The sequence below is a fragment of the Ruegeria sp. CG1 genome (assembly GCF_056537265.1).
The window spans coordinates 87,415-109,954 of record NZ_JBQFRF010000001.1 but is presented as its reverse complement, the minus strand read 5'-3'; the positions used below and the strand labels follow the sequence as shown (position 1 = coordinate 109,954).

19 protein-coding genes and 1 pseudogene are annotated in these 22,540 nt (G+C 53.9%); 2 read left to right on the top strand and 18 right to left on the bottom strand.

All coding sequences use genetic code 11. The annotated features are described in order from the left end of the window. Window positions 1–79: 79 nt before the first annotated feature. The 5 genes and pseudogenes from ACR0AU_RS00540 to xylF all read right to left on the bottom strand — a co-directional run. Window positions 80–430, bottom strand: a pseudogene (locus ACR0AU_RS00540) (DDE-type integrase/transposase/recombinase); the annotation flags it as partial. 91 nt (window positions 431–521) lie between these two features. Continuing rightward, window positions 522–1,829: a xylose isomerase gene (xylA, locus tag ACR0AU_RS00535; protein WP_170733441.1), complete on the bottom strand. Its 1,308-nt coding sequence runs from the start codon at window positions 1,827–1,829 to the stop codon at window positions 522–524. A gap of 9 nt (window positions 1,830–1,838) precedes the next feature. Beyond that, window positions 1,839–2,642, bottom strand: a complete 804-nt coding sequence (locus tag ACR0AU_RS00530) for an ATP-binding cassette domain-containing protein (RefSeq protein ID WP_170403439.1) — start codon at window positions 2,640–2,642, stop codon at window positions 1,839–1,841. Next, window positions 2,642–3,940 (bottom strand): sugar ABC transporter permease, encoded by a 1,299-nt coding sequence (locus tag ACR0AU_RS00525; RefSeq protein ID WP_170396208.1) that lies wholly within the window; start codon window positions 3,938–3,940, stop codon window positions 2,642–2,644. The genes ACR0AU_RS00530 and ACR0AU_RS00525 overlap by 1 nt, the downstream gene beginning before the upstream one ends. Before the next feature lie 63 nt (window positions 3,941–4,003). Continuing rightward, window positions 4,004–5,023: a D-xylose ABC transporter substrate-binding protein gene (gene xylF, locus ACR0AU_RS00520; protein ID WP_170512769.1), complete on the bottom strand. Its 1,020-nt coding sequence runs from the start codon at window positions 5,021–5,023 to the stop codon at window positions 4,004–4,006. Window positions 5,024–5,174: 151 nt separating this feature from the next. Here xylF and ACR0AU_RS00515 point away from each other — a divergent pair, with 151 nt between their 5' ends. Next, window positions 5,175–6,392 (top strand): ROK family transcriptional regulator, encoded by a 1,218-nt coding sequence (locus tag ACR0AU_RS00515; protein ID WP_170733442.1) that lies wholly within the window; start codon window positions 5,175–5,177, stop codon window positions 6,390–6,392. Beyond that, a complete protein-coding gene (locus ACR0AU_RS00510; protein ID WP_480795140.1) occupies window positions 6,382–7,890 on the top strand; it encodes a CRTAC1 family protein in 1,509 nt (502 codons plus the stop codon). The genes ACR0AU_RS00515 and ACR0AU_RS00510 overlap by 11 nt, the downstream gene beginning before the upstream one ends. Here the strand turns inward: ACR0AU_RS00510 and ACR0AU_RS00505 are convergent, their stop codons facing one another. The 13 genes from ACR0AU_RS00505 to ACR0AU_RS00445 form a co-directional block, all read right to left on the bottom strand. Beyond that, window positions 7,891–9,189 (bottom strand): cytochrome c peroxidase, encoded by a 1,299-nt coding sequence (locus ACR0AU_RS00505; RefSeq protein WP_170733444.1) that lies wholly within the window; start codon window positions 9,187–9,189, stop codon window positions 7,891–7,893. Next, window positions 9,179–10,126, bottom strand: coding sequence for an aldose epimerase family protein (locus tag ACR0AU_RS00500; RefSeq protein WP_170733445.1), 948 nt, complete (start codon window positions 10,124–10,126; stop codon window positions 9,179–9,181). The genes ACR0AU_RS00505 and ACR0AU_RS00500 overlap by 11 nt, the downstream gene beginning before the upstream one ends. Window positions 10,127–10,134: 8 nt before the next feature. After that, the gene (xylB, locus tag ACR0AU_RS00495) at window positions 10,135–11,592 is read right to left on the bottom strand and encodes a xylulokinase (protein ID WP_170733446.1); all 1,458 of its coding nucleotides are present in this window, start codon (window positions 11,590–11,592) and stop codon (window positions 10,135–10,137) included. A gap of 76 nt (window positions 11,593–11,668) precedes the next feature. Beyond that, window positions 11,669–12,823, bottom strand: coding sequence for a Gfo/Idh/MocA family protein (locus ACR0AU_RS00490; protein WP_480795139.1), 1,155 nt, complete (start codon window positions 12,821–12,823; stop codon window positions 11,669–11,671). Beyond that, window positions 12,823–13,878: a sugar phosphate isomerase/epimerase family protein gene (locus ACR0AU_RS00485; RefSeq protein WP_170512759.1), complete on the bottom strand. Its 1,056-nt coding sequence runs from the start codon at window positions 13,876–13,878 to the stop codon at window positions 12,823–12,825. Before ACR0AU_RS00485 ends, ACR0AU_RS00490 begins: the two co-directional genes overlap by 1 nt. A 28-nt stretch (window positions 13,879–13,906) precedes the next feature. Further along, window positions 13,907–14,965, bottom strand: a complete 1,059-nt coding sequence (locus ACR0AU_RS00480; protein WP_480438712.1) for a LacI family DNA-binding transcriptional regulator — start codon at window positions 14,963–14,965, stop codon at window positions 13,907–13,909. Window positions 14,966–14,972: 7 nt separating this feature from the next. Then, window positions 14,973–16,595 carry a dihydroxyacetone kinase subunit DhaK gene (locus ACR0AU_RS00475; protein ID WP_170511813.1) on the bottom strand — a complete coding sequence of 541 codons (1,623 nt, stop codon included), beginning with the start codon at window positions 16,593–16,595 and terminating at the stop codon, window positions 14,973–14,975. Between the two features lie 11 nt (window positions 16,596–16,606). Then, window positions 16,607–17,599 (bottom strand): ABC transporter ATP-binding protein, encoded by a 993-nt coding sequence (locus tag ACR0AU_RS00470; RefSeq protein WP_480795138.1) that lies wholly within the window; start codon window positions 17,597–17,599, stop codon window positions 16,607–16,609. Further along, window positions 17,592–18,689, bottom strand: coding sequence for an ABC transporter ATP-binding protein (locus tag ACR0AU_RS00465; protein ID WP_170511808.1), 1,098 nt, complete (start codon window positions 18,687–18,689; stop codon window positions 17,592–17,594). The genes ACR0AU_RS00470 and ACR0AU_RS00465 overlap by 8 nt, the downstream gene beginning before the upstream one ends. 2 nt (window positions 18,690–18,691) lie before the next feature. Continuing rightward, on the bottom strand, window positions 18,692–18,880 hold the full coding sequence (locus tag ACR0AU_RS00460; RefSeq protein ID WP_170399676.1) for a hypothetical protein: 189 nt from the start codon (window positions 18,878–18,880) through the stop codon (window positions 18,692–18,694). Then, the gene (locus tag ACR0AU_RS00455) at window positions 18,877–19,815 is read right to left on the bottom strand and encodes a carbohydrate ABC transporter permease (RefSeq protein WP_010442361.1); all 939 of its coding nucleotides are present in this window, start codon (window positions 19,813–19,815) and stop codon (window positions 18,877–18,879) included. Before ACR0AU_RS00455 ends, ACR0AU_RS00460 begins: the two co-directional genes overlap by 4 nt. Then, window positions 19,812–20,759 (bottom strand): carbohydrate ABC transporter permease, encoded by a 948-nt coding sequence (locus tag ACR0AU_RS00450; RefSeq protein WP_480570443.1) that lies wholly within the window; start codon window positions 20,757–20,759, stop codon window positions 19,812–19,814. The genes ACR0AU_RS00455 and ACR0AU_RS00450 overlap by 4 nt, the downstream gene beginning before the upstream one ends. 79 nt (window positions 20,760–20,838) lie before the next feature. After that, on the bottom strand, window positions 20,839–22,158 hold the full coding sequence (locus tag ACR0AU_RS00445; protein WP_170424759.1) for an extracellular solute-binding protein: 1,320 nt from the start codon (window positions 22,156–22,158) through the stop codon (window positions 20,839–20,841). Between the last annotated feature and the right edge of the window lie 382 nt (window positions 22,159–22,540).

Below are 22,540 nucleotides of genomic sequence, written 5' to 3'. Positions count from 1 at the left end.
TGATCACTGCAGTGAATACAGTAGGCTGTTTACCCAGTCCCAAAACCACTGATCTTGATCCCAAAATAAGCGGCTACTCGTTTGGGCGTTTGGTGACAACGGATTCCAGCACCTCGCCTTCGTGATCAACAACCCGCCAGAGGCAGTGTCTCTTACCATTCACCTTCACAAAATCTCGTCGGCGTGCCACTTCCATATCGAGAGTGCGCGCAGTTGTTGCACCCGCATTCTTCGGATATCAAAGGCAAACATTGGACCGAACCTGTTCCAACAGTAGCAGTCGGTTTCGTGACTCACGTCGATGCCTCGCTCGTGCAACAGATCTACGGCATTCCGAAGCGAGAGCGGGAATCGGATGTACAGCATCACGGTCAAGCGGATGATCTCAGAACCGGTTATTATAGTATTTGAAAGATGCAGGTCTGGTCATGGGTAAAAGCTACGCAACACCCCTACCCCGCCCAAGCAAAGTTCTTCTGACAAGATTCTTTTGACAGTTCCCAGATTGCAGTTTTCCTTGGTCACACAAACCTGTTCACATAATTCTCCAGAATCTCCTGACGCCCAGATTGTGGTTTCGGGTTGGTATTTTCCTGTAGAACCCGGGCAGAAATCTCTTCCAGACTGCTACCCAACATAGAAACTGCTTCCGGAGTGTTCCAACCGGAATATCGTTCCGTCAGCGCGTCCTCCAAGCCACCGTCTTCAACCATAGCAGCCGCAGCTTTCAAGCCCCGTGCACAAATGTCCATTCCGCCGACATGGGCTGCAACAAGATCTTTTGCATCAAGCGATTGCCGACGAATTTTGGCGTCAAAATTTGTGCCCCCAGTTGTAAAGCCACCAGCTTTCAGGATGTAGTAATATGCCAAAGCAACCTCTGGCGTGTTATTCGGGAACTGGTCCGTATCCCACCCGGATTGGTAATCGTTTCGGTTCATGTCGATCGAGCCAAGCATCCCTTCGGCAGCGGCAACCGCAATTTCATGCTCGAAACTGTGTCCGGCCAGGATCGCATGCCCCTGCTCCAGGTTCAACTTGACCTCGTCCTCCAACCCGTACTTCCTGAGAAATCCAATACAAGTCGCGGCGTCGTAGTCGTATTGGTGTTTGGACGGCTCCTGAGGCTTGGGCTCAACGAGAATAGTTCCTTTGAACCCAATCTTGTGTTTGTATTCAACGACCATGTTCAAGAAACGGCCCATGTGGTCCAACTCGGTTTTCAAATCCGTGTTCAGAAGGGTTTCGTAGCCCTCACGACCACCCCACAGAACATAGTTTTCGCCGCCGAGCTTGTGAGTTGCATCCATGCAGGATTTCACGGTCGCTGCAGCGAATGCAAAAACGTCGGGATCAGGATTGGTACTGGCGCCAGACATCCAGCGACGATGGCTGAACATATTGGCCGTGCCCCAAAGCAGCTTGGTACCAGACACCTGCATCTTTTCACCGATATAATCGGTGATATCTTCCAATGTGCGCAGGTTATCGGCAAAATTTCCCTGTTCGGGCCGGATGTCAGCGTCGTGCCAGCAAAAGAATGGCTGCCCCAAAAGCGCAAACAATTCGAATGCAATATCTGCCTTCTGTCGGGCCCGGCCCATATCGTCCTGAGGATACCATGGGCGTTCGAACGTAGGTCCACCAAAGGGGTCTCCGCCCTCCCACGCGAATGAATGCCACCAGGCCACTGCAAACCGCAGATGGTCCTCCATACGCTTGCCCATGATTATTTCATCCGGGTCGTAGTGACGAAAGGCCAACGGGTTCTTGCTGTCCACGCCTTCAAACTGGACCTTCTCGATCCCTTCAAAAAATCCACTTGGCATTTCTGCCCCCTACTCTGCTTTTTGTGCTGGCTGTTTGCCGAGAATGATCATCGACAAAAGATCGTCATCAGTTACGTCTGAGATATCGACCGTCCCAACCAGTTTTCCGTTCTTCATGACCGAGGCGCGGTCGCACAGTTCCATGACGGCGTGCACATCGTGATCGATCAGAAATATCCCAATTCCTTGCGCCTTCAGCTGGTGGATCAGATCCGCCACCATCTGGGTTTCATGCGGCCCAAGCGCCGCAGTGGGTTCATCCATGATCAGAATGCGGGCATTGAAATAGACGGCCCGAGCAATCGCCACTGATTGTCTTTGCCCACCCGATAAGGCGGAGACCGGGTCATTGAACTTTTGAAAGTTTGGGTTGAGCTGCGCCATGATCTTTCGGCACTCGGCCTCCATGGCTGCGTCGTTGACCAAGCCAAAAGGCGTCGTCATCTCGCGCCCCAGGAACAGGTTTGATGTCGCGTCCAGATTGTCGGCCAAGGCGAGCGTCTGATATATCGTTTCGATATTGTTCGCCCGGGCGTCACGAGGATTGCCAATCTCGACCGGCTTGCCATCGATCAGAATCTCGCCGTGGTCCATCTGATAGGCGCCGGACAATACCTTGATCAACGTGGACTTTCCGGCCCCGTTGTGGCCAAGCAGGCCAACGACTTCACCCGGATAGAGATCGACCGACACATGGTCGACGGCCTTGATCCCACCGAAGGAAATCGAGATGTCGCGCATCTCGACCAATGGCGGCGCGCCTGAACCGCGCCCAGTGCCAGAAGGTTTTTTCTGCGTATCCTGAGCTTGCATCACTTTGCCCCCAGTCGCTTGCGGTAAACGATGTCGATATAGACGGCCAACACGAGGACGCTGCCGACGACGATGTTCTGAAACGGCGCGTCAACGCCAACCATTGCCATGCCCGATTGCAGCGCCTGCATGATCAATGCACCCAGGATCGCGCCATAGATAGTGCCGATGCCGCCCGACAATGCGGTTCCTCCGATCACTGCAGCTGCTATGACCCGAAGTTCGTCGAGCGTACCAATGTCGTTCGAATGGTTCGCCAAGCGGGCCGAGGCGACCACCGCGGACACGGCGCACAAGAAACCCATCAAAGCAAAGATTTTCACGGTTAGCAGTCGAGTGTTGATACCCGAAAGCTCTGCCGCATCCGGGTTGCCGCCAGTGGCAAAGATGTACCGACCAAACCGGGTTTTTCGCGCCACAATTGTCAGCGTGACAGCCACGATGATTAGGATGAGTACAGAAATCGGTATGCCGTATCCGACGACCAGCCCCTCTGGCATTGTCTCTCCGCGCGCTTCGAACATACGTTGCAGCCGCCGCGTTGGTATGGCGTAACTGTTTACGATGTAAACGTACCCAAGGATGGCGATTGCGATTATCCCGGCCAGAGTGGCTTCGGCCCAGACAGGTTTGACGGGGAATCCATGTGCCGCCTTTGCGCGACGACTGCTCCACAAAGCCCAGATCGCGATTGCGGTAGCAAACAAGCCGAACAGCCAGCTTGTCGTCGTTCCCAATGTCCCGTTGGTCCCGCCAAACATCAGGAATGTACTATCCAGAGGACCGATCGTCTGACCGCTAGTCAAATACCACGCCACGTTTCTCCAAACCAGAAATCCACCAAGCGTGACGATGAAGGCTGGTATCGTCAGGTATCCGACCATCCAGCCATGAAACGCACCAATCAGCGTGCCGACAAACAGCCCGACAACAATGGTGATCGCCCAGGTTGCTGGATTGTTCAAACCCATCCCAAGGACTTGCGGCAAAAGCTCAGTTTGCGTCATTGCCATCACAGCCGAGGTAGTTGCCAGCAGCGCTCCTACCGACAAGTCGATGTGCCGCGTGACGATAATGAACACCATCCCACATGCCATGATGGCGACCGAAACTGTCTGGATGGACAGGTTGAATAGATTGCGCGGCGTCAGGAACCTTCCATCTGTGAAGATGTTGAACCCGATGCACAGGATGACAAACGCGCCGATCATTCCCAAAAGCCGCATATCCAGTTCCAGTTGCTGGAACAGGCTGGGTTTCGCTTTTTCAGGTACCGGCTGAGACGAAGTTTCGGTCATTTCCGATCTTTCATATTCAGCATTTGCCCCAGGCCCGGACAAAAGGGCCCAGGGCTGAGTGGTTTAGTTACAAGGGGCAGGTCCGTTTTCAACGCCTTGGCAAAGATCTTCCAGCGGGATCCATCCGGCATCAACAACCACGGACAAGTTGTCCTTAGTGATTGGAACAGGCGCTAGGAAAACCGAGTTCATCTCGGTCCCACCCGGTGATGTCCAGCTAACTGCGCCTTCGACATCAGCAGGGCTTGTCCCACCGCTCAATGCGACAGCAATTTCACCAGCCGCCTTTCCAAGTTCGCGAGCATCCTTCCAAACCGAAACCGTCTGCGTTCCCAGTGCGACACGATTCAATGCCGCGTGGTCGCCATCCTGACCTGACACCGGAATGCCTTCCATACCCTGTGCTGTTAGGGCCGCAACAACACCGCCTGCAGTACCGTCATTCGACGCAACGACTGCATCCACGTTGTTCTCGTTCGCGGTCAGGATTTGTTCCATGTTCCGCTGCGCGTTCGCGGGCAACCAACCATCTGTGTAGGCTTCACCAACGATCACGATGTCACCGCTGTCGACGGCTGCTCCGATGATCTCTTGCTGACCCCCGCGCAGGAAATCTGCGTTCGGATCAGTAGGAGAGCCTTTGATCATCACGTAGTTGCCTTTGGGCATGGCCTCAAAGACAGCCCGAGCCTGCATTCTGCCGACTTCCACGTTGTCGAAGGTCAGATAAAATGCTCGGTCGTCCTCGATCAGACGGTCATAGGCTATCACAGGAATACCTTCGTCCGCCGCGGCCTGAACCGCGGGACCAATGGCCTGCGCGTCCTGCGCTAGGATGATAAGCGCGTCCACGCCTTGCGCAATTAGGCTTTCGATATCCGAAAGCTGTTTGGCCGAGGATGATTGCGCATCGGCCGAGATATACTCGGCACCGCCGGCTTCTAACGCCGATTTGATCGCGGCTTCGTCTGTCTTCCAGCGCTCTTCCTGAAAGTTGGACCAGCTTACGCCGACTACCGGCTCTGCGAACGCAGTCGAGGCCAGCAGCGTGGCTACAGCTGAGAAGCTGAGAATTTTTTTCATGATTTCCTCCCATATGCAGAGCCATCTCAACTCGATTCGCGGCTCTCACAATTTTAAATAACACATTTATTTCAGTCGGTAAAATATTTAGTCTATAAGACACATCAAAATTCAAATAGATTGAACCAAAGATAAGATTCGCGAGGGCAAGATGCTGAAAAGCAAAGCGTCTGTAGTTTCTTTGGACCAACGAAACGCGACCCGCCTGCGGGTGTTGGAACAGATCAGAAGCAATGGATCCGTATCGCGGATTGATATCGCATCCGCCTTGGAGACCAGCCCTGCCACGATCACTTCAGCGACGGCTGATCTGATCTCGGCAGGGCTGATCAAGGAAACCGAAGGCGAAGCTCAGTCAAAGTCTGGAAAAAGAGGTCGGCCCAGAGTTTTGCTGCAATTGGATGGCCAATCCATCCTTGTTGCGGGCCTGAAGATTGCTCGTCAGGTGATCTCGGTCATTTTGGTGGATTTTGAAGGCAACGAGGTGACGTCGCACAACGTCCCGCTTGAAGACGCCCGAATGTCGCCGACGAACCTTATATCGACTATTCGCGAAGCCCTTGAAGATACGTGCCAACGGGTCGGTCTTTCAATCGGACACTTGGCTGGCGTTTCAATCGGATTGGCCGGGCAGATTGATGCGGCAAGGAACTTTGTCCACTGGTCATCCTCGGTAACTGAAAGAAACATTGACTTCAGCCCTTTACTTGCGAAAGAACTGCCCTGCCCTGCATTCGTGGAAAACGACGCGAACCTTGTCGCAAAGGCTGAACAGCTTTCTGGGCTAGGCAACGGGTTGAAGAATTTCCTTGTCGTCACGATCGAACATGGTGTTGGGCTTGGCATCGTTCTGGACGGCCGACTTTATCGCGGGGAAAGAGGGTGCGGGGCCGAATTTGGGCATACTAAGGTGCAACTCGATGGCGCATTATGCCAATGTGGACAACGAGGGTGTCTGGAAGCCTATGTGGGGGACTACGCCCTGATCCGGGAAATGACTGTCACAGGTCACGCCGATAATATGCAAACGGTCTCGGATATCCACGCTCGCGCCAATTCCGGTGATGATAGAGCCGCCTCGGTTCTAGCGCGTGCAGGACAGATGTTCGGGCTTGGAGTATCCAATCTGATTAATCTGTTCGATCCCCAGTGCATTATTGTATCGGGCGCGCAAATGAGTTTTGAACACCTTTGCTCAGCCGAAGTTATGACGCGCATTCGAAATGGTGTTGTGAATGTCGACGCACCCTTGCCTGAAATCAAAGTGCATCACTGGGGTGATCTGATGTGGGCCAAAGGTGCGGCCGCCTATGGGATCGAACAAGTCTCGATCCTGAAGGTGAAGGAGCTTGCGGCGAATGCGTCCTGAACTTGCGGCATTACTCTTTCTTGCCACGGCTGCCGAAGCGGGCACTCAACCGCAATTCAAAGTAATAGATGTACCTGCACATATCTACGACGGCGGTTGGGAGCATTTTGTGGGTGGTGGCGTAGCAGTTTTCGACTGTGACGGCGACACGTTTCCCGAATTGTTCGTCGCGGGCGGATCCAATCGATCTCAGCTGTTCAAAAACACCTCTCAGGGCGAGATTTCTTTTCGGATTGAAACGCCGGATCCACTGTTCTTGACGGGAGTAACCGGTGCTTACCCATTAGACATTAACGGCGACGGCTTGACTGACCTGGCCATTTTGCGCGTTGGTGAAGATGTGCTGCTTCAAGGGCAGTCGGATTGTCAGTTCCGTCCCTTCGATAACATCGAGTTCCAATCCGAAGATCACTGGACCACAGGGTTTTCAGCCACTTGGGAAGAAGGCCAGTCTATGCCGACTCTGGCGTTTGGAACTTACGTGGATCGCTTCGATCCAGAAGGTCCGTTTGAATCCTGCGGGCCAACCCTGCTCTATCGCCCGAACGGGAACAGTTATGGCCAACCCCAGCATCTGAAACCGGGATATTGCTCGCTTTCCATTTTGTTTTCAGACTGGGCGCGAACCGGACGTGCTGACCTCCGTATCAGCAACGACCGCCACTATTATGTTCGTGGTGGGCAAGAGCAACTATGGGCCATGGAGCCAGAGCCCCGATTGTATTCGCCCGAAGACGGATGGCTGCCCTATTCGATCTGGGGCATGGGAATTGCCTCTCGCGATCTGACCGGAGACGGCTTTCCTGAGGTTTACTTGACTTCGATGGGTGACCAAAAACTCCAAATTTTTGACCCCGATACCGGCGGCCCGACGTGGCGCGATGCAACTTATGAAAAAGGCACGACTGCCCACAGGCCGCATGTCGGCAATGACGGAAGGCCGTCGACCGGTTGGCACGCGCAGTTTGGAGACGTCAACAATGACGGCAGAGACGACATCTTCGTCGCCAAAGGCAATGTCGAGCAAATGCCCGATGCAGCACTGAACGACCCGAACAACCTTTTGGTTCAGGATTCGGAAGGTCAGTTTATCGAAGCTTCGGCAGAGGCTGGTGTTGCGTCGATAGCGAAGTCTCGCGGCGCAGCGCTTGCGGATCTGAACAACGATGGGCGGCTCGATCTGGTGGTCGTAAACCGTGGATCAAAACTTGAGGTCAACCAGAATATTTCAGCAGGTGGCAATTGGCTGTTGGTAGAAGTTACTCAGGACAAATTCAATTGGGCAGCGGTAGGCGGATTTGTCGAGGTTCAAACCAGATGGGGCTTACAGACCCGCGAAATAACTATTGGCGGCGGACATGTAGGAGGCACGGCTGGCTATCATCATTTCGGCTTGGGGGCTGAAACTCAAGTACAGTTACGGGTAATATGGCCGGACGGAGAAGTCGGTGCGTGGCAGGAGGTCGTACCGAACCAGATCGTTGAAATGCATAGGTGACTATTGATCTACCGGCAGACCGCTTGGAACATAGGCGGGAACGCCCAACCTCTGTGCAGGGTCTTCAAGGCTTGCCAGAAAGCTCAATAACGCGTCGATCTCATTATCCGTTAGAACAACCTTCGGTAAACCGTTGCTTTTGGCTATGGCATCTAGATGTTGCTGATCCAGCAGCGGAGTTTCGTCTTCAGAACCCGGAAAATCTGGCAAATAAGCCATTTCAGTAGTGTAGCTTCGCAAAGAAGAAACCGAGTCCAGATGGTGGCGTACGATATCCTCCAGCCGTGCAAATGCTCCATTGTGCCCGTAAGGAGCGGTTAGCGTCACATTGCGGAGCGATGGCGTACGAAAGGCAAACGCGTCCTCGGAGTTACCCGTGACGCGAAGACGACCATCATCTCTGACATGGTTCTCAAATCGAGCGGCCTTTCCGGGCCCGATTTGCGGAAGGGCGATCGAATGAAACTTGTGATCTGTTTGGAACCATCCCACGTGGCATGCGCTACACCCCGCCTCTCCATAAAACAGGTTCATGCCAAGTTCGGCGTCTTCGGATAGTGTGGCCTCGCCTCGCATCGCGCGATCAAAAGGACTGTTATCTGCGCGCCATTCGAACGCGATGAAATCTGCGATCACATTTGCTATGGCCGTGAAAGATATCTCACCACCCGGCGTAATGGCTTCAAACCGCTGCTTGTATTCTGGGATAGCGGCAACACGTGCTGCAATCAGATCCCACGCGCCGCCTTGCTGTGTCAAAAGCCCGAGTCGAACTGCCTTGCTGACGTCATTTTCCGAGTAATGACCGGCCATTTCGTCTGGTGAAAGAACCGGGAACATCGCCTGCGCCGCTAATGCCGATTGGAAACCGGACCGCATATGTGTCCCCAAAGGTGTTCTAATCCCGTTGGGTTGTGTTGGATCGGCCTCAAGGCGCCCATCATGAAAAAACGTCGTAAACTCTGTCGCACCAAGATTCCAAAGCGCCGGTGAATTACGGGGGATGCGTTGCTCCGGCGTATTCTGGGGATCCAGCCTGCGTTCAGCAGCCAGGCCAATCCCGCCTTCCCCGATTCCTAACGAAAGGCCGTCCGAAGTGCCAAACCTCGGGTGATGGCAGGTCGCGCAACTGATGTTCTTGTTGCCGGACAAAATCGGGTCGTAAAATAGCAACTGTCCTAGTTCAACGCGGTCGAAATCAGGTTCTAGGAAAGTTGGAGGTGGCCCAAGCTCCTGAGCGTTGGCGCCATTGCCGGCAATCAAAAAGCCAATGGTGGAAATGACTAACCTAGCTCTCATTGCCATCTTCCGAAATCTCGAGCGTGAGCACCTGCCTGTACGGTTTCTCGTAGGTGCATATGATCGAAGGAAACGAGGGTATGTTGGGCGCATTCGGATATCCGGAGGGTTCGATGCACAAACCAGCCGAACCGCTTAGCGGCTTCGCCAATTGGGCACCCGAATAGACCTGTACTCCGGGTTGGTCAGAATAAGCAGTCAGAGAAAGACCAGACGGTGCGGTGAACTTCGCGATCGGACCAGTTGGATCGCGATTCAGGTCAAAGCAGAAATAGTGGTCGATGGCCTTTGGAACATGCCCGATCGATCTGGGCGCAGAGAAATCAAGTTCGCCGTTCTTGGTCGAACACACCGCACCGGACGGAACTCCTTGTTCGTCTAGTTCCAAGTAGCGGACAGAGGCCAGTTCCAGCTTGTGTGCGTCGACACCTTTTGAGCTGCCCAACGAATAATAGTTATGCTGCGTTAGGCTGATCGGCGTAGGACGGTCAGGATAACCTTTTAATATATAGGTCAACCGTGGGTACCGCAGCGTGACGCTGACCTCGAACCGGACATTCGCAGGAAAACCGCTTTCCCCGTCGTGTGAAAGGTAGTGCAATACCACTTCGTTCGGTGCGGTCTGTCTAAGGTTCCAGAATTGTTTGGAAAGCCCCTCAGCCCCGCCATGCAGAGTATTCTTACCCTCATTGGCGCTAAGCCCAAAACGTGTGCCTGCCAACTCGAACCGCGCGCCGCCGATCCGGTTCGCAACACGACCTACAACTGCGCCCACATAACTTGTATCGAGTAAGTACTTGATTGGATCATCAAACCCCAAAATAAGCGGTATATCCTTGAACCACCAACTTTGAGTGATTGCCCCGTAGTTCAGTACCGATGCCCGCATATCGCCATCGGTCAGCATAACCGTCTCGACCCGAGAAGAATATTCCATTGCAGGCGTCATCCTGCCGCCAAGGGCGCCAGTGCCATGTAATACTGTCGATATCGCCCATATTCCCTTTCATAGTGTTCGGCCAGATCGTTACGTGGATCGATAACTTCCTGAATTTTGGGCGGTGTCATGATGTCCCCGAGGTTTGCGTTGTTGGCCGCGCAGATAGCGAGGCGCGCTGCGCCCATCGCCGCTCCGCAATCACTGCCTTTTGGCAAGCCCAACGGCACTTGCAATACGGTCGCCATTGTTTCCAACCAGAACCTGGATCGTGCGCCTCCTCCAACAGCCATCAAGTTGGTCGGTACGGTTCCTGTGCTTTTTAAGGCTTCAAGACAGTCCCGCATCGCAAAGGCGACGCCTTCCATCACAGATTGTGTCAGTTCAGCGGGGCCCGACGCGACATCTATGCCTAAGAAAGCTGCTCGGATCCGGCTGTTGTTATGCGGCGTTCGCTCGCCTGAAAGGTACGGTAGGAACGCAATCGAAGAGGGTCCGGTTATACTGCCGGGTACCATCGACGCCAGTTTTTCCACAGATTGACTTAGATTGCGAGACAACCAATTCATACTGTTTGTTGCCGAGAGTATGACCCCCATTTGTATCCACATTTCGGGAACAGCGTGGCAAAAGCAGTGTACAGCAGTTTCAGGTGCCGGAGCATATGCATCCCGAGCAACAAGAAGAACTCCGGACGTTCCCAAAGATACAAAACCCGCGCCGTCCCGAATGCTCCCGATGCCACAGGCGGCGGCCGCATTGTCGCCTGCGCCACCTGCCACAACGACAGGATTGGAAAGCCCCCACGCCCGCCGCAGCTCAGTTTTCAACTCACCAGCCGGTTCGTTCCCCTCGACAAGACGCGGCATCTGTGAGGCATGCATGTGCCCCAAACCCAAAGCCGTTTCCGACCACTGCCGATTGTCTACGTCCAACCATGATGTGCCGGCACTGTCTGACATGTCCGATATGTAATCACCCGTCAGCCAAAACCGCAGATAGTCTTTAGGCAATAGAACCTTGGCTGTTTTTGAGAACACCTCGGGCTCGTGCGATCGCACCCATTCCAGTTTCGGGGCCGTGAAGCCAGGAAAAACGATGTTTCCTGATATGGTGCGCATCTGTGGAATCTGGTCGAGTGTACTTGCCTCGTCCGCCGAGCGTGTATCATTCCATAGAATGCAGGGCCTAAGAACCCTTCCACTGGCATCCAACAAAGTGGCACCATGCATGTGTCCGCTCAGACCAATGCCGCGAAGTTTTGCGAATGCCGGTTCGTTGTCCGCACGGAGATTCGCGACAACTTCTAAGCACGCGCTAATCCAATCTGACGGATTCTGCTCGGACCAGCCGGGTTTTGGCGTCGATGTAGAAATGCCAGCTTCTGCGTCGCTGACGACGAGACCGGATTCATCGATCAGAATGCCTCTGAGACCCGACGTTCCCAAATCCAATCCAAGATACATTCGGCGCCATCCTTTGAGTTTTATTTTAGTTAGTAAAATTAATTATGGAAGACGCAGTGTCAAGACGACTGTCGCGCTACTCCAACTTTACCCAAGCCGCATTTCTTTCAGAGCTTTGCACGCAAGCTGCAACGAACCTGACACCATTCAATCCATCCTGAACAGTGGGATAGATCACCGATGGATCAGCTGAATTGCCACTTCGAAACGCTGTTATGGCGTCCGCAGCTTCACTATAGACATTTGCAAAACCTTCCAGATACCCTTCCGGATGGCCCGGAGGCACCCTGCTCAGACGGTTGGCGGCGTCCCCGGCTCCGGCCCCATTTCGGGTGATCAGTCGTTTCGGCTCACCATAGGGCGTAAACCAAAGATAGTTTGGATCTTCCTGCGCCCACTCGATCCCACCTTTTTCACCATAGACACGCAATCGCAGTGCGTTTTCATTGCCGGGGGCAACTTGGGACGACCACAGCATCCCGCGCGCGCCACCGTCGAACCGCAGCAGGACATGTGCGTTATCGTCGACCCTACGCCCCGGCACAAAGGCCTGCAAGTCAGCCGCAAGGCTTTCCGCCTTCAAGCCTGTCACAAAGCAGGCGATATTGTAGGCGTGGGTTCCGATGTCACCCGTCGATCCCCCTGCTCCGGAACGCTCAGGATCGGTTCGCCATTCGGCTTGCTTAAAGTCTTGCTGCTCGGTCAACCAGTCCTGCGGATATTCAACCTGAACCACGCGGATATTGCCAATCTCGCCGTTGGCGACCATCTCACGCGCCTGCCTGACCATTGGATAACCGGTGTAGTTATGGGTTAGAATGAACAGCGCGCCTGAACTCTCCGCCGCCTTCACGAGCTTCTTGGCATCCGCAAGGGTCGAAGTGAGGGGCTTGTCGCAAATCACGTGAATACCGCGTTTCAAGAACTCTCGCGCTGCGGCGTAATGAACGTGATTAGGCGTGACGATCGAGACTGCTTCGATCCCCGATTTCAAACGCGCTTCTCTGATCGCCATCTGCTTAAAGTCGTCATAGACCCGTTCGAGCCCCAACGCTTCTCCGCTTTCTCGAGATTTTTCTGGCGTTGAAGACAAGGCACCTGCGACCAACTCGAACTTGTCATCCAAGCGCGCCGCAATTCGATGCACACCTCCTATGAAAGCATCAGTGCCGCCACCAACCATGCCAAAGCGAATGCGGCCTGATTTTACTTCACTGCGTCCAGTTACCATTAGTCTATCCCCAGCATTTTTCGATTGGCCGCCATATCGGTGCCGCCATCCGCAAAGTCGTCGAATGCTTTCTCTGTGACACGGATAATGTGGTCAGAAACGAATTGCGCGCCTTCGCGCGCTCCGTCTTCTGGGTGTTTCAAGCAGCACTCCCACTCGACCACGGCCCAGCCGTCAAAATCGTTTGCAGCCATTTTCGAAAAAACGGCCCCAAAGTCGACCTGACCATCACCAAGCGAGCGGAAACGCCCTGCCCGGTTAACCCAGCTTTGATAACCAGAATAGACGCCCTGCCGACCGGTCGGGTTGAACTCGGCGTCTTTGACATGGAACATCCGGATTCGGTCTTTGTAGATGTCGATATTATCCAGGTAGTCGAGACACTGCAGAACGTAATGCGACGGGTCGTATAGCATACAAGCCCGAGCATGATTGCCCGCCCGTTCGAGGAACATCTCATAGGTCACGCCATCATGCAGATCCTCGCCTGGATGGATTTCATAACAAACATCGACTCCACAATCTTCTGCGTGATCCAGGATCGGGACCCAACGGCTGGCAAGCTCATCAAATGCTGTTTCGATAAGGCCAGCAGGACGTTGCGGCCAAGGGTAAACATAAGGCCATGCGAGCGCGCCAGAGAATGTCGCGTGCGCTGATATCCCTAAATTTTTGGAAGCTGACAGCGCCTTCTTAACCTGATCAACGGCCCACTCCTGCCGGGCTTTTGGGTTTCCCCTGACGCTTTCGGCGGCGAAGCCGTCGAATGCTGCGTCGTATGCGGGATGCACGGCAACAAGTTGGCCCTGAAGATGCGTGGACAACTCCGTCACTTCCACGCCGTTCTCTTTGGCCTTGCCCTTGAATTCATCGCAGTAATCCGTGCTTGAGGCAGCGGTTTCAAGATCAAACAACCGGCCGTCCCAACTGGGCACCTGAACGCCTCTGTACCCACAATCCGCCGCCCATTTGGTAATGGTGTCCCACGAGTTGAAAGGCGCTTCATCTCCGGCGAACTGTGCCAGAAACAACGCCGGGCCTTTAATCGTTTCCATAATGTCTCCTCCCCAAAAACCGATGCCTCTATGGCGGTAAATTTTCCTTCAGATAGATATCGATGCGAATACGTTCTTGTGCCTTGTTGAACGGAACCTTGTCTGATGTTGCGCGCAACAGACGGACCGCGGATCGGACCAAGTGACCTGAATCCTGCGAGATTAACGCATCAAATGTTCCACGGCTCAGTGCGTCACGGCTGAGCGGCGTGAGTTCATGGGCTATGATCACCAGATCTTTGCTGATTTTGCTGTCGGACAGAAACTGGATCAAACCGGCGTTGCCAGCAGCGGAAGAATAGATACCGACAAGATCTGGATAGGTCTCAAAAATCTCGGGCATCATCTTGTAAATCAGCTCAGGGTCATCGCGACCTTCGACCGACGCCACAACTTCGAGATGCGGAAAATCTTCGGCAATCACCAGATCGAAACCCTGCCGTCGTTCCAAATGATCCCGTGCCAAGCGCGAGCCTGTCAAGACCAACAACTTTCCCTTGCGATGCACAAAGCGCCCCATCAACTGTGCCGCAGTCCGACCAGCCGATACGTTGTCAACTCCGACGAAGTGGTCGCGCTCCGAGCTGGGCAGGTCAGACACCAACGCGACGACTGGAACGCCTTTGTCCCGGACCCGTTTCACTGCATCACGTACTGACGGTGTTTCCGGACCGAAGACAGCGACGCCATCGGCTTCCCGAATGTCCAAGGCGTCTAGGATTTCGACAATTTCCTGGGGATCAAATGGAGCGACACGTTGGATTTTCATACGCGTCCGCTCGATGAACTGATCGCGCGACTGTTCTACGATTTGCTTGCTAAGCGCTTCGACAAACTCGTTGTCGCTATCGGGCAGCACAAACAAGAAGTTATAGACACGCTTTCTCGCAAGGTTGGCTGCAGCGGTGTCGCGGACATAGCCAAGCTCATTAATTGCCTGTTGAACCTTTTGTACAGTCACTGCACGAACGCCCGGCCGTCTGTTCAGGACACGATCAACGGTTGCCAGACTGACACCCGCAACACGCGCAATGTCATTCACAGTTGGTTTGTTCACCAATTCTAGTTTGTGTTTTTGCTCTTTCACGTGTCGTTCAGCCTTTAATCTCCTGCGCCAACCCCTCGAACAGCAAGGCGACGGCTTCAGCGCCAGGGTCGTTGTTTCCCATCAGGTTTTCCTCGGGAACATAAGCGGCCCGACCGGCCTTGGCACGGTGAATATTTGCAGTGCTGTCCGCGCCTTCGCGCGCTGCATGTGCAGCTTGGACCAATCCCAAAGGCAGAGCGTCCAAAGCAGGTGCCAACGCATCGATCATTGTCCTGTCGCCGACCTTCGCGCCCCCAACCTGGCTGACGCGGTTCAAACCTTCCGCCAAAGACTTCGGGATCGATGCGCCACTGGCGCAGGCGTCTCCTGCTGCATTGAAAAAGATGGCAAGAATGACCCCTGAAGAACCACCCATTGTTTGGCTGAGTTCGTTGCCCAAAGCCGGAAAAAGTTGCGTCAGATCCGCAAGTGGCATTCGGTCCAGACTACCCTGCAGAGCCCTGGCCGCAGTTGCCAATGTGCTGCCGGTATCTCCATCGCCGGACTTGGCATCTAACTCATTCAGGTCCTTCTCAGCATTTATCATCAATTCGGACAATCGCGTGATCGTTTCCTTCGTCGCGGGATTGTTGGATGGAATAGGATCAATCGGTGTCAAGCCATCAGGCAAAGGCGCGACTTGAATTGGATCAATAGAATTGACGCCTGGCCATGCCACGAGAGCGACCGGAGCTTCAAGCGCCGACAGTTCGCCTTCGCTCACGGGCAAGACAGAAACAGAGAATCCGTGCATGTCCAGAGATGTCATCATTGGCGAAGGACCGATAATGTGACGCGCCATCCCTGTTTCGGATAACGCGTGCGTCAACACGGACATTTCCAGTGGGGTTGTAGACCCGAGGTTGTTAACCAACGCAACACATTCCCCCGAGCTAATCCGTTGTTTTAACTTTCCTACGACGGTGGACATAGCCGTGACCGCGTTGGCAAAATCCACCTGCTCAACACCCGGTTCGCCATGGATTCCCAAGCCCAACTCGGCTTTGCCCGGTGCAATCCTGTCCTCTTTCGGAGATCCCGGAACGGTGCAGGTATCGAGGCTCATCCCGATACTGACCACTTTACCGATGACGCTTTTTGCAGCCTTGGTCACTGTGTCCAGGTCAGCGCCATCTTCCGCAAGCGCGCCTGCAATTTTGTGTACGAACAAGGTCCCGGCCACACCACGCGGCTGCGGCAGATCCGGCAAGGCGATGTCATCATCGACTACCACCATCTCAACCTTGCGCCCCAAGGCGCGGGCGCGTTCCGCCGCAAGCCCAAAGTTCAACCGATCACCAGTGTAATTTTTCACAATTAGCAAACACCCCGCCTCACCGGTCACGGCCAGAATGCCCGCAAGAACCGCCTCAACTGAAGGCGATGCAAACACCTCTCCACACACAGCCGCAGTCAGCATGCCAGCCCCGACAAACCCAGCATGAGCAGGTTCGTGACCAGACCCGCCACCAGACACCAATGCCACCTTGGATTTGTCCCAATCAGAGCGGTAAACCACCTTGATATGCGGGTAGCCGTCCAATCGGGTCAATGCGCCGCCAGAAGCGGCCAAAAGACCGTCAATCGCCTCTGTTACAAGGGTTTCTTTGGTGTTGAGGAACTGGGCCATGCTTTTGCTCCTTAAGTCACGCGTGCGCCAGAGGCGTCAAAATACAATGGGTTGTGCGGGCTTATTTTTATCGTTTGCCCAGCGGGGTAATCCTGATGAACATCGATCAAGGTCACGACCGAGTGGCCGTTCAAATCTAGATGCAATCGCGTTTGGTCACCCAGATGTTCGGCCCGGATGACACGAGCATCACTGCCCTCGCCTTCCACGATATGCTCGGGACGTAAGCCAATCTGAGGGCCTTTATGGTTCCCGCCAAACAAGTGAGATGGCAGAATATTGATCCGCGGCAATCCCAAACGGCTGGCGACATAGACGCTGCGCGGGTTTTCATAGATGTCCCGAGGCGTGCCGTACTGAACCAACCTGCCCTCTTCCAGCACGCCGATATGCGTTGCCATGGTCATCGCTTCAACCTGGTCGTGGGTCACGTACAGAAGCGTGGACCCCAAATCCGCCTGAATTCTCTTCAACTCAACTCGCAAGTCCGCACGCAGCTTTGCATCTAACGAACTAAGCGGCTCGTCCATCAAAAAAATCTGTGGATCGCGCACCAGCGCTCGCCCAATCGACACCCGTTGCATTTCGCCGCCGGACAGTTCGGTAGCTTTGTTGTCCAGCTTATGCGGGATTTGCAGTATGTCTGCGACTTCATTCACTTTCTTTGTGATTTCGTCTTCTGGTGTCTTAAGGATCGGAGATCGTAGCGGAAAAGACAGGTTTTCGCGCACCGTCATATGCGGGTAAAGTGAGTACTGCTGGAAAACCATCGCAACATCACGTTGAGCGGGCGTTTCAAACCCCACATCCCGACCAGCTATGTGAATTGAGCCGGAATCGAGTTTTTCAAGCCCGGAAATCAACCTTAGTGTAGTCGTCTTTCCGGCGCCAGTCGGGCCCAGCAGCACGACAAAAGCGCCGTCGGGGATCGTAACCGAGATATCATCGACTGCCTTCAGGCTGCCGAAGGACTTTGAGATGCTTTCCAGAACGACTTCAGCCATGACCCAATACCTCATCGTTCAGAACCGACCTGAGAGCTTTGCCCGTGGACTCTTTGAACAGCGTGATGGTCGGAGACCTAAACTCCAGACCCACAGTTTCGCCGGGATTTACCGTCTCGCGCGCATCAATACGGGCTTTCAGCTCTCCATTCGGACTCTGTAGCGTTACGATTTGAGTTGTCCCAAGGTATTCTGCCGCCAGAACTTTGGCCCTATAGTCGCTTGTGTCGGACAGAAACACGTGCTCGGGACGAACACCAAACACCAGATCTCCCTCGGCCCCTTCCATCAGTTTGGGAACAGCCTCATCGTGCCCGTTCAACCGGACCAACTCAGAGCCGGGTGCGACCTTGCCCCGAAACGGCAAAAAATTCATTGACGGAGACCCAATGAAGTCTGCGACGAACATTGTCGAGGGCTTGTCGTAGATTTCCTGAGGCGTGCCAAATTGCTCTATTTCGGCGTTGTTCATCACGACGATCTTGTCGCCCATCTGCATGGCTTCCAGCTGATCGTGCGTGACATACACCGTGGTCGCACCCATGCGATCATGAAGTGCACGCAGTTCCTCAGCCATATGCTCGCGAAACTCAGCATCCAATGCGCCTAGAGGCTCGTCCATCATGAATGCTTTGGGTTCACGCACAATCGCGCGTCCAAGCGCGACGCGCTGTCTGTCCCCACCAGAAAGCCCGCCGACAGGGTTGTCCAGAATGTCTGTTATCCCCAGAATTTCGGAAACTTCTTCCACTTTGGCTTTAACAGCCGAGCGCGGCATCCCCTGCGATATCAACGGATAGCTGATATTTTTGCGCACGTTCATGTGGGGATACAGCGCAAACATCTGGAACACGAATGCAATGTCTCGCTCTGATGGGGGTCGCTGGCTGATTTCTTCGCCGTCGAGATAGATCTCACCCGATGTTGGAAGCTCCAAGCCTGCGATCATCCTCAGCGTCGTTGTTTTGCCGCAGCCCGATGGACCAAGCAGCATGAAGAATTCACCATCTTCAATCGTGAACGAGCTTTCCCGCACAGCGGTGAAATCGCCGAACATCTTCTTTACGTTTTTGACAACGATCTGGGCCATTTCTACTCCGGAAAATGGCTGACGATGATGAACATGACAGTTCCGATCAGCGTAACGATGAAGGAATAAGTGAACGCCCAAAGGACGAACGGTTGCATCAGCATAAATACGCCGACCGCGATGAGGATGGTCGCGACCATCTCCCATGGGCCTCGGCGAAAACGCATTAATCCTGATAGAAACTCGCTCATTTGCGCACCGCTCCGAATGTGATCCCGCGCAGCAGGTGTTTGCGCATCAGGATGGTGAAAATCATGACCGGAATCAGGAATATCGTGGCACCAGCCGCAACTGCAGGCCAATCCAGCCCACCGATCCCGATGATGGTGGGAATAAAGGGCGGCGCGGTCTGCGCATTCGCGGATGTCAGCAACACGGCAAACGCATACTCGTTCCATGCAAAGATAAGGCAGAAGATCGCTGTCGAAGCGATACCCGTCGCAGCCTGCGGCAGTACAACTTTGTAAAACGCCTGAAACCGGGTGTAGCCGTCTATTAGTGCCGCTTCCTCGTACTCTCGCGGGATTTCGTCGATGAACCCTTTCAGCAGCCAAACAGCCAACGAGATGTTCACACCCGTATAGAGAAGGATCATCCCCAAATGCGTGTCGCTTAGACCGAGGTTTCTGAACATCAGGAAGATTGGGATCGCAACGGCAACCGGGGGCATCATTCTCGTACTGAGGATGAAGAACAGAAGGTCATCCTTGAGCGGCACCTTGAAACGGCTGAATGCATAAGCAGCCAAGGTGCCAAGGAAGATGCTTAGGAACGTCGATCCAAACCCGATGATCACCGAATTCATAAAACGCTCGCCAAACTTGGATGGCCCGACAATCACCATGTCGTATTGGCGGACGATCTCATCGGCCCAGTTCTGTGGCGGGTTTGCTTCCAGGAACTCCTGCGTCTGCCGTGTGCGAGTGGTGAAGAGATTAACATAGCCTTCAAGCGTTGGGTCAAAGACAACCTTGGGCGGATAGCTGATCGCGTCGGCTGGAGACTTGAAGCCAGTTAGCAAAATCCAAACCAGCGGGATCATCGTGATCAGCGCATAGGTGATAACTAGAAACCCGGCGATCCACTTTGAACGGTTCGAAGGTTCGGTGACGGAAAAACTGCTCATCTCTGTTTCACCTTGTTCAGAGCTTTGACGTAGATCGACGCAAGGCCGAACACGGTGACGAAAAGGATAATCGCATAGGCCGAGGCATAGCCCGTGCGCCATTTCTCAAAGGCTTCGCGTTTCAGGTTGATCGAAGTGAGTTCCGTAACAGACCCCGGCCCACCGCCGGTTAGCTGTACCACCAGGTCGAACATCTTGAAGTTCTCGATCCCTCTAAACAGCACCGCCAACATGAGGAATGGCAGGACCATCGGGATGGTAATCGTAAAGAACTGGCGCAGCTTGCTGGCCCTGTCGATCTCAGCTGCCTCGTAGATGTAATCGGGAATACTGCGCAGCCCGGCCAGACAGATAAGCATCACGAAGGGGGTCCACATCCAGGTGTCGACAATCACGATTGCCCACGGAGCCAACGTCACGGATCCCAGCATTTCAAAGCTCGACGGGTCCTTGCCGGTAAACCAGGACACGATGTAGTTAAACAGTCCGATTTGAGGTTGATACAGGAACTTCCAGAAGTTCCCGACAACCGCCGGGGACAGCATCATTGGCAGCACGATAATCGTGGTCCAAAGATCGTTGCCCTTGAATTTCTTGTTGATCAACCACGCCAGAGTAAATCCGATCAGCACCTGAAAAAAGATCGTCCAGAACAGGAAATGCGCCGTCGCCTGCATGTTCAGCCAGGTGTCCGAGTCCGTCAGGATACGCTCGTAATTCCTGAGCCCGACATCTTTGACTTCACGGCCGATCCGGTTGGCCTTGTAGTTGGTAAAGCTCAGTTGGATGGTCCAGATCAAAGGGAAGATATTGATCGCCAGCAGTAGAAATATCGTTGGGGAGATGAATACCCAGGCGATCGCGCGGTCGGATAACCCCCGAATTTTTCGCGCAACTCGCTCGGGCGTTGCCTGCGCAACGCGATCTACGGTCCTGTCAGACATCTCTTTGCCAGTTCTTGTTGGTTTAGGACTCACGGGTGAAGGTAGAGCGGGTTTGCACCCGCTCCTGCCTGTGTCCGGACTAAAGCTTGCCTTCGTCTTCGAAGACTTCCGTCCAATCTTCGATCAGAAGATCAAGCGCTTCTTGAGCTGTGCCTTGGTCGGCAACCACGTAGTCGTGGATGCGCTTCTGCATTGCCAGCAGCAGTTCCGCGTAGGCAGGCTCTTGCCAGAAATCCTGCACCCCGGCCATTGCTTCGAGGAAGTCACCGGCGAACGGTTGGCTGTCTACGAAACCAGGATCTTCCAGCACCGAATTATGTGCTGAGTAGCCGCCTAGTTCCCACCATTTGGCCTGAACTTCTGGCTGCGCGAACCACTTAATGTACTCAAGCGCGGCGTCCTGTTTGTCAGAGTAGCTGACAACAGAGATACCTTGTCCGCCCAGTGTCGAGCCTGCCTGATTTTGTGGTGGGTTCACGAAGAAGTCGATCTTGTCACCACCGGTATTGGGATCGGCATAGAGACCCGGGAAGAACGCGAACCAGTTCATAGCCATGGCGACCTGACCGGACTTAAAGGCGTCCAAGCTCTCTCCCATGTAGGAGTTTGTGTATCCTGGGGGTGTCGCTGTTTTGTAGAATTCTTTGTAAAACTCTAGCGCTTCGACTGCTTCGGGCGAGTTTACGGCACCCTCCATATCGTAGGATCCTGGTGTGTTTTCATATTTGAAGCCCCACGGATAGAGCGCTCCGGTCACACCCATGGTGATCCCTTCGGACCCACGCTCTGTAAAGATCGCCGCACCGTAGACCGTCTTTCCATCGATCTCACGACCCTGGAAAAACTGCGCGATTTGCAGCAATTCTTTCTGAGACTGAGGTTCACGCAAATCTTGCCCTGTTGCTTCCTTGTACGCAGCTTGGATGTCCGGATTCTCGAACCAGTCCTTGCGATAGAACCAGCCGTTTGCATCCCCCATTGCGGGCAATGCGTAGTAGTTCGGAGTACCTTTGGGCCATGTCGAATAGGCGTAAACCGTTGCCGGCGCGAAATCGTCCATGCTGATGCTCTCAGCATCGAAGAAATCATTCAGTTTTACATAATGACCATTTTCAGCGCCCCCGCCGATCCACTGACTATCTCCGATCAACAGGTCACAGAGCTTACCCCCAGAGTTCAGCTCATTCAGCATCCGGTCCGCAAAATTTGGCCACGGCACAAACTCGAAGTTCATAGTATGGCCGGACTCAGCTTCGAATTCTTTTGAAAGCTCAACTAGAGCGTTGGCCGGGTCCCATGCTGCCCAACACAGTGTCAGGTCTTCGGCATATGCCCTTGTAGAAAGAGTAGTAGCGGCAAGGACTATTGCGCTGGCCGAGGCCAGTTTTGAGTAAGTCATCCATTCCTCCCTTTTTTGCGCCGTCATTCGAGGATGTGCGAATCGCGGCATGTCTATAAGGCTATTTGAGGTACGCACCTCAAGTCCAGAAAATTTTGAGGTTCGTACCTCAAAATCACCGCCGACACATCGATATCTCCCAGTAATAATATGCTTTTACTATATATTTCTTCTTCTCGATCACTCAGGTTCATCAAGCGCAAAGGAAGAAGGAATTCGAAATCAAACGCACTGATTCTTCAAATCAAGGCACCGACGGTATTGCATTTCCAACCCGAGCTTATCCATGATTATGCCGAAGCCCAATTCTTGCCGTTCAACCAAGATTCCAATGTAGGATCGCTAGGAGGGCGCTAGCCAGCCTCACCACACGGATATCTCG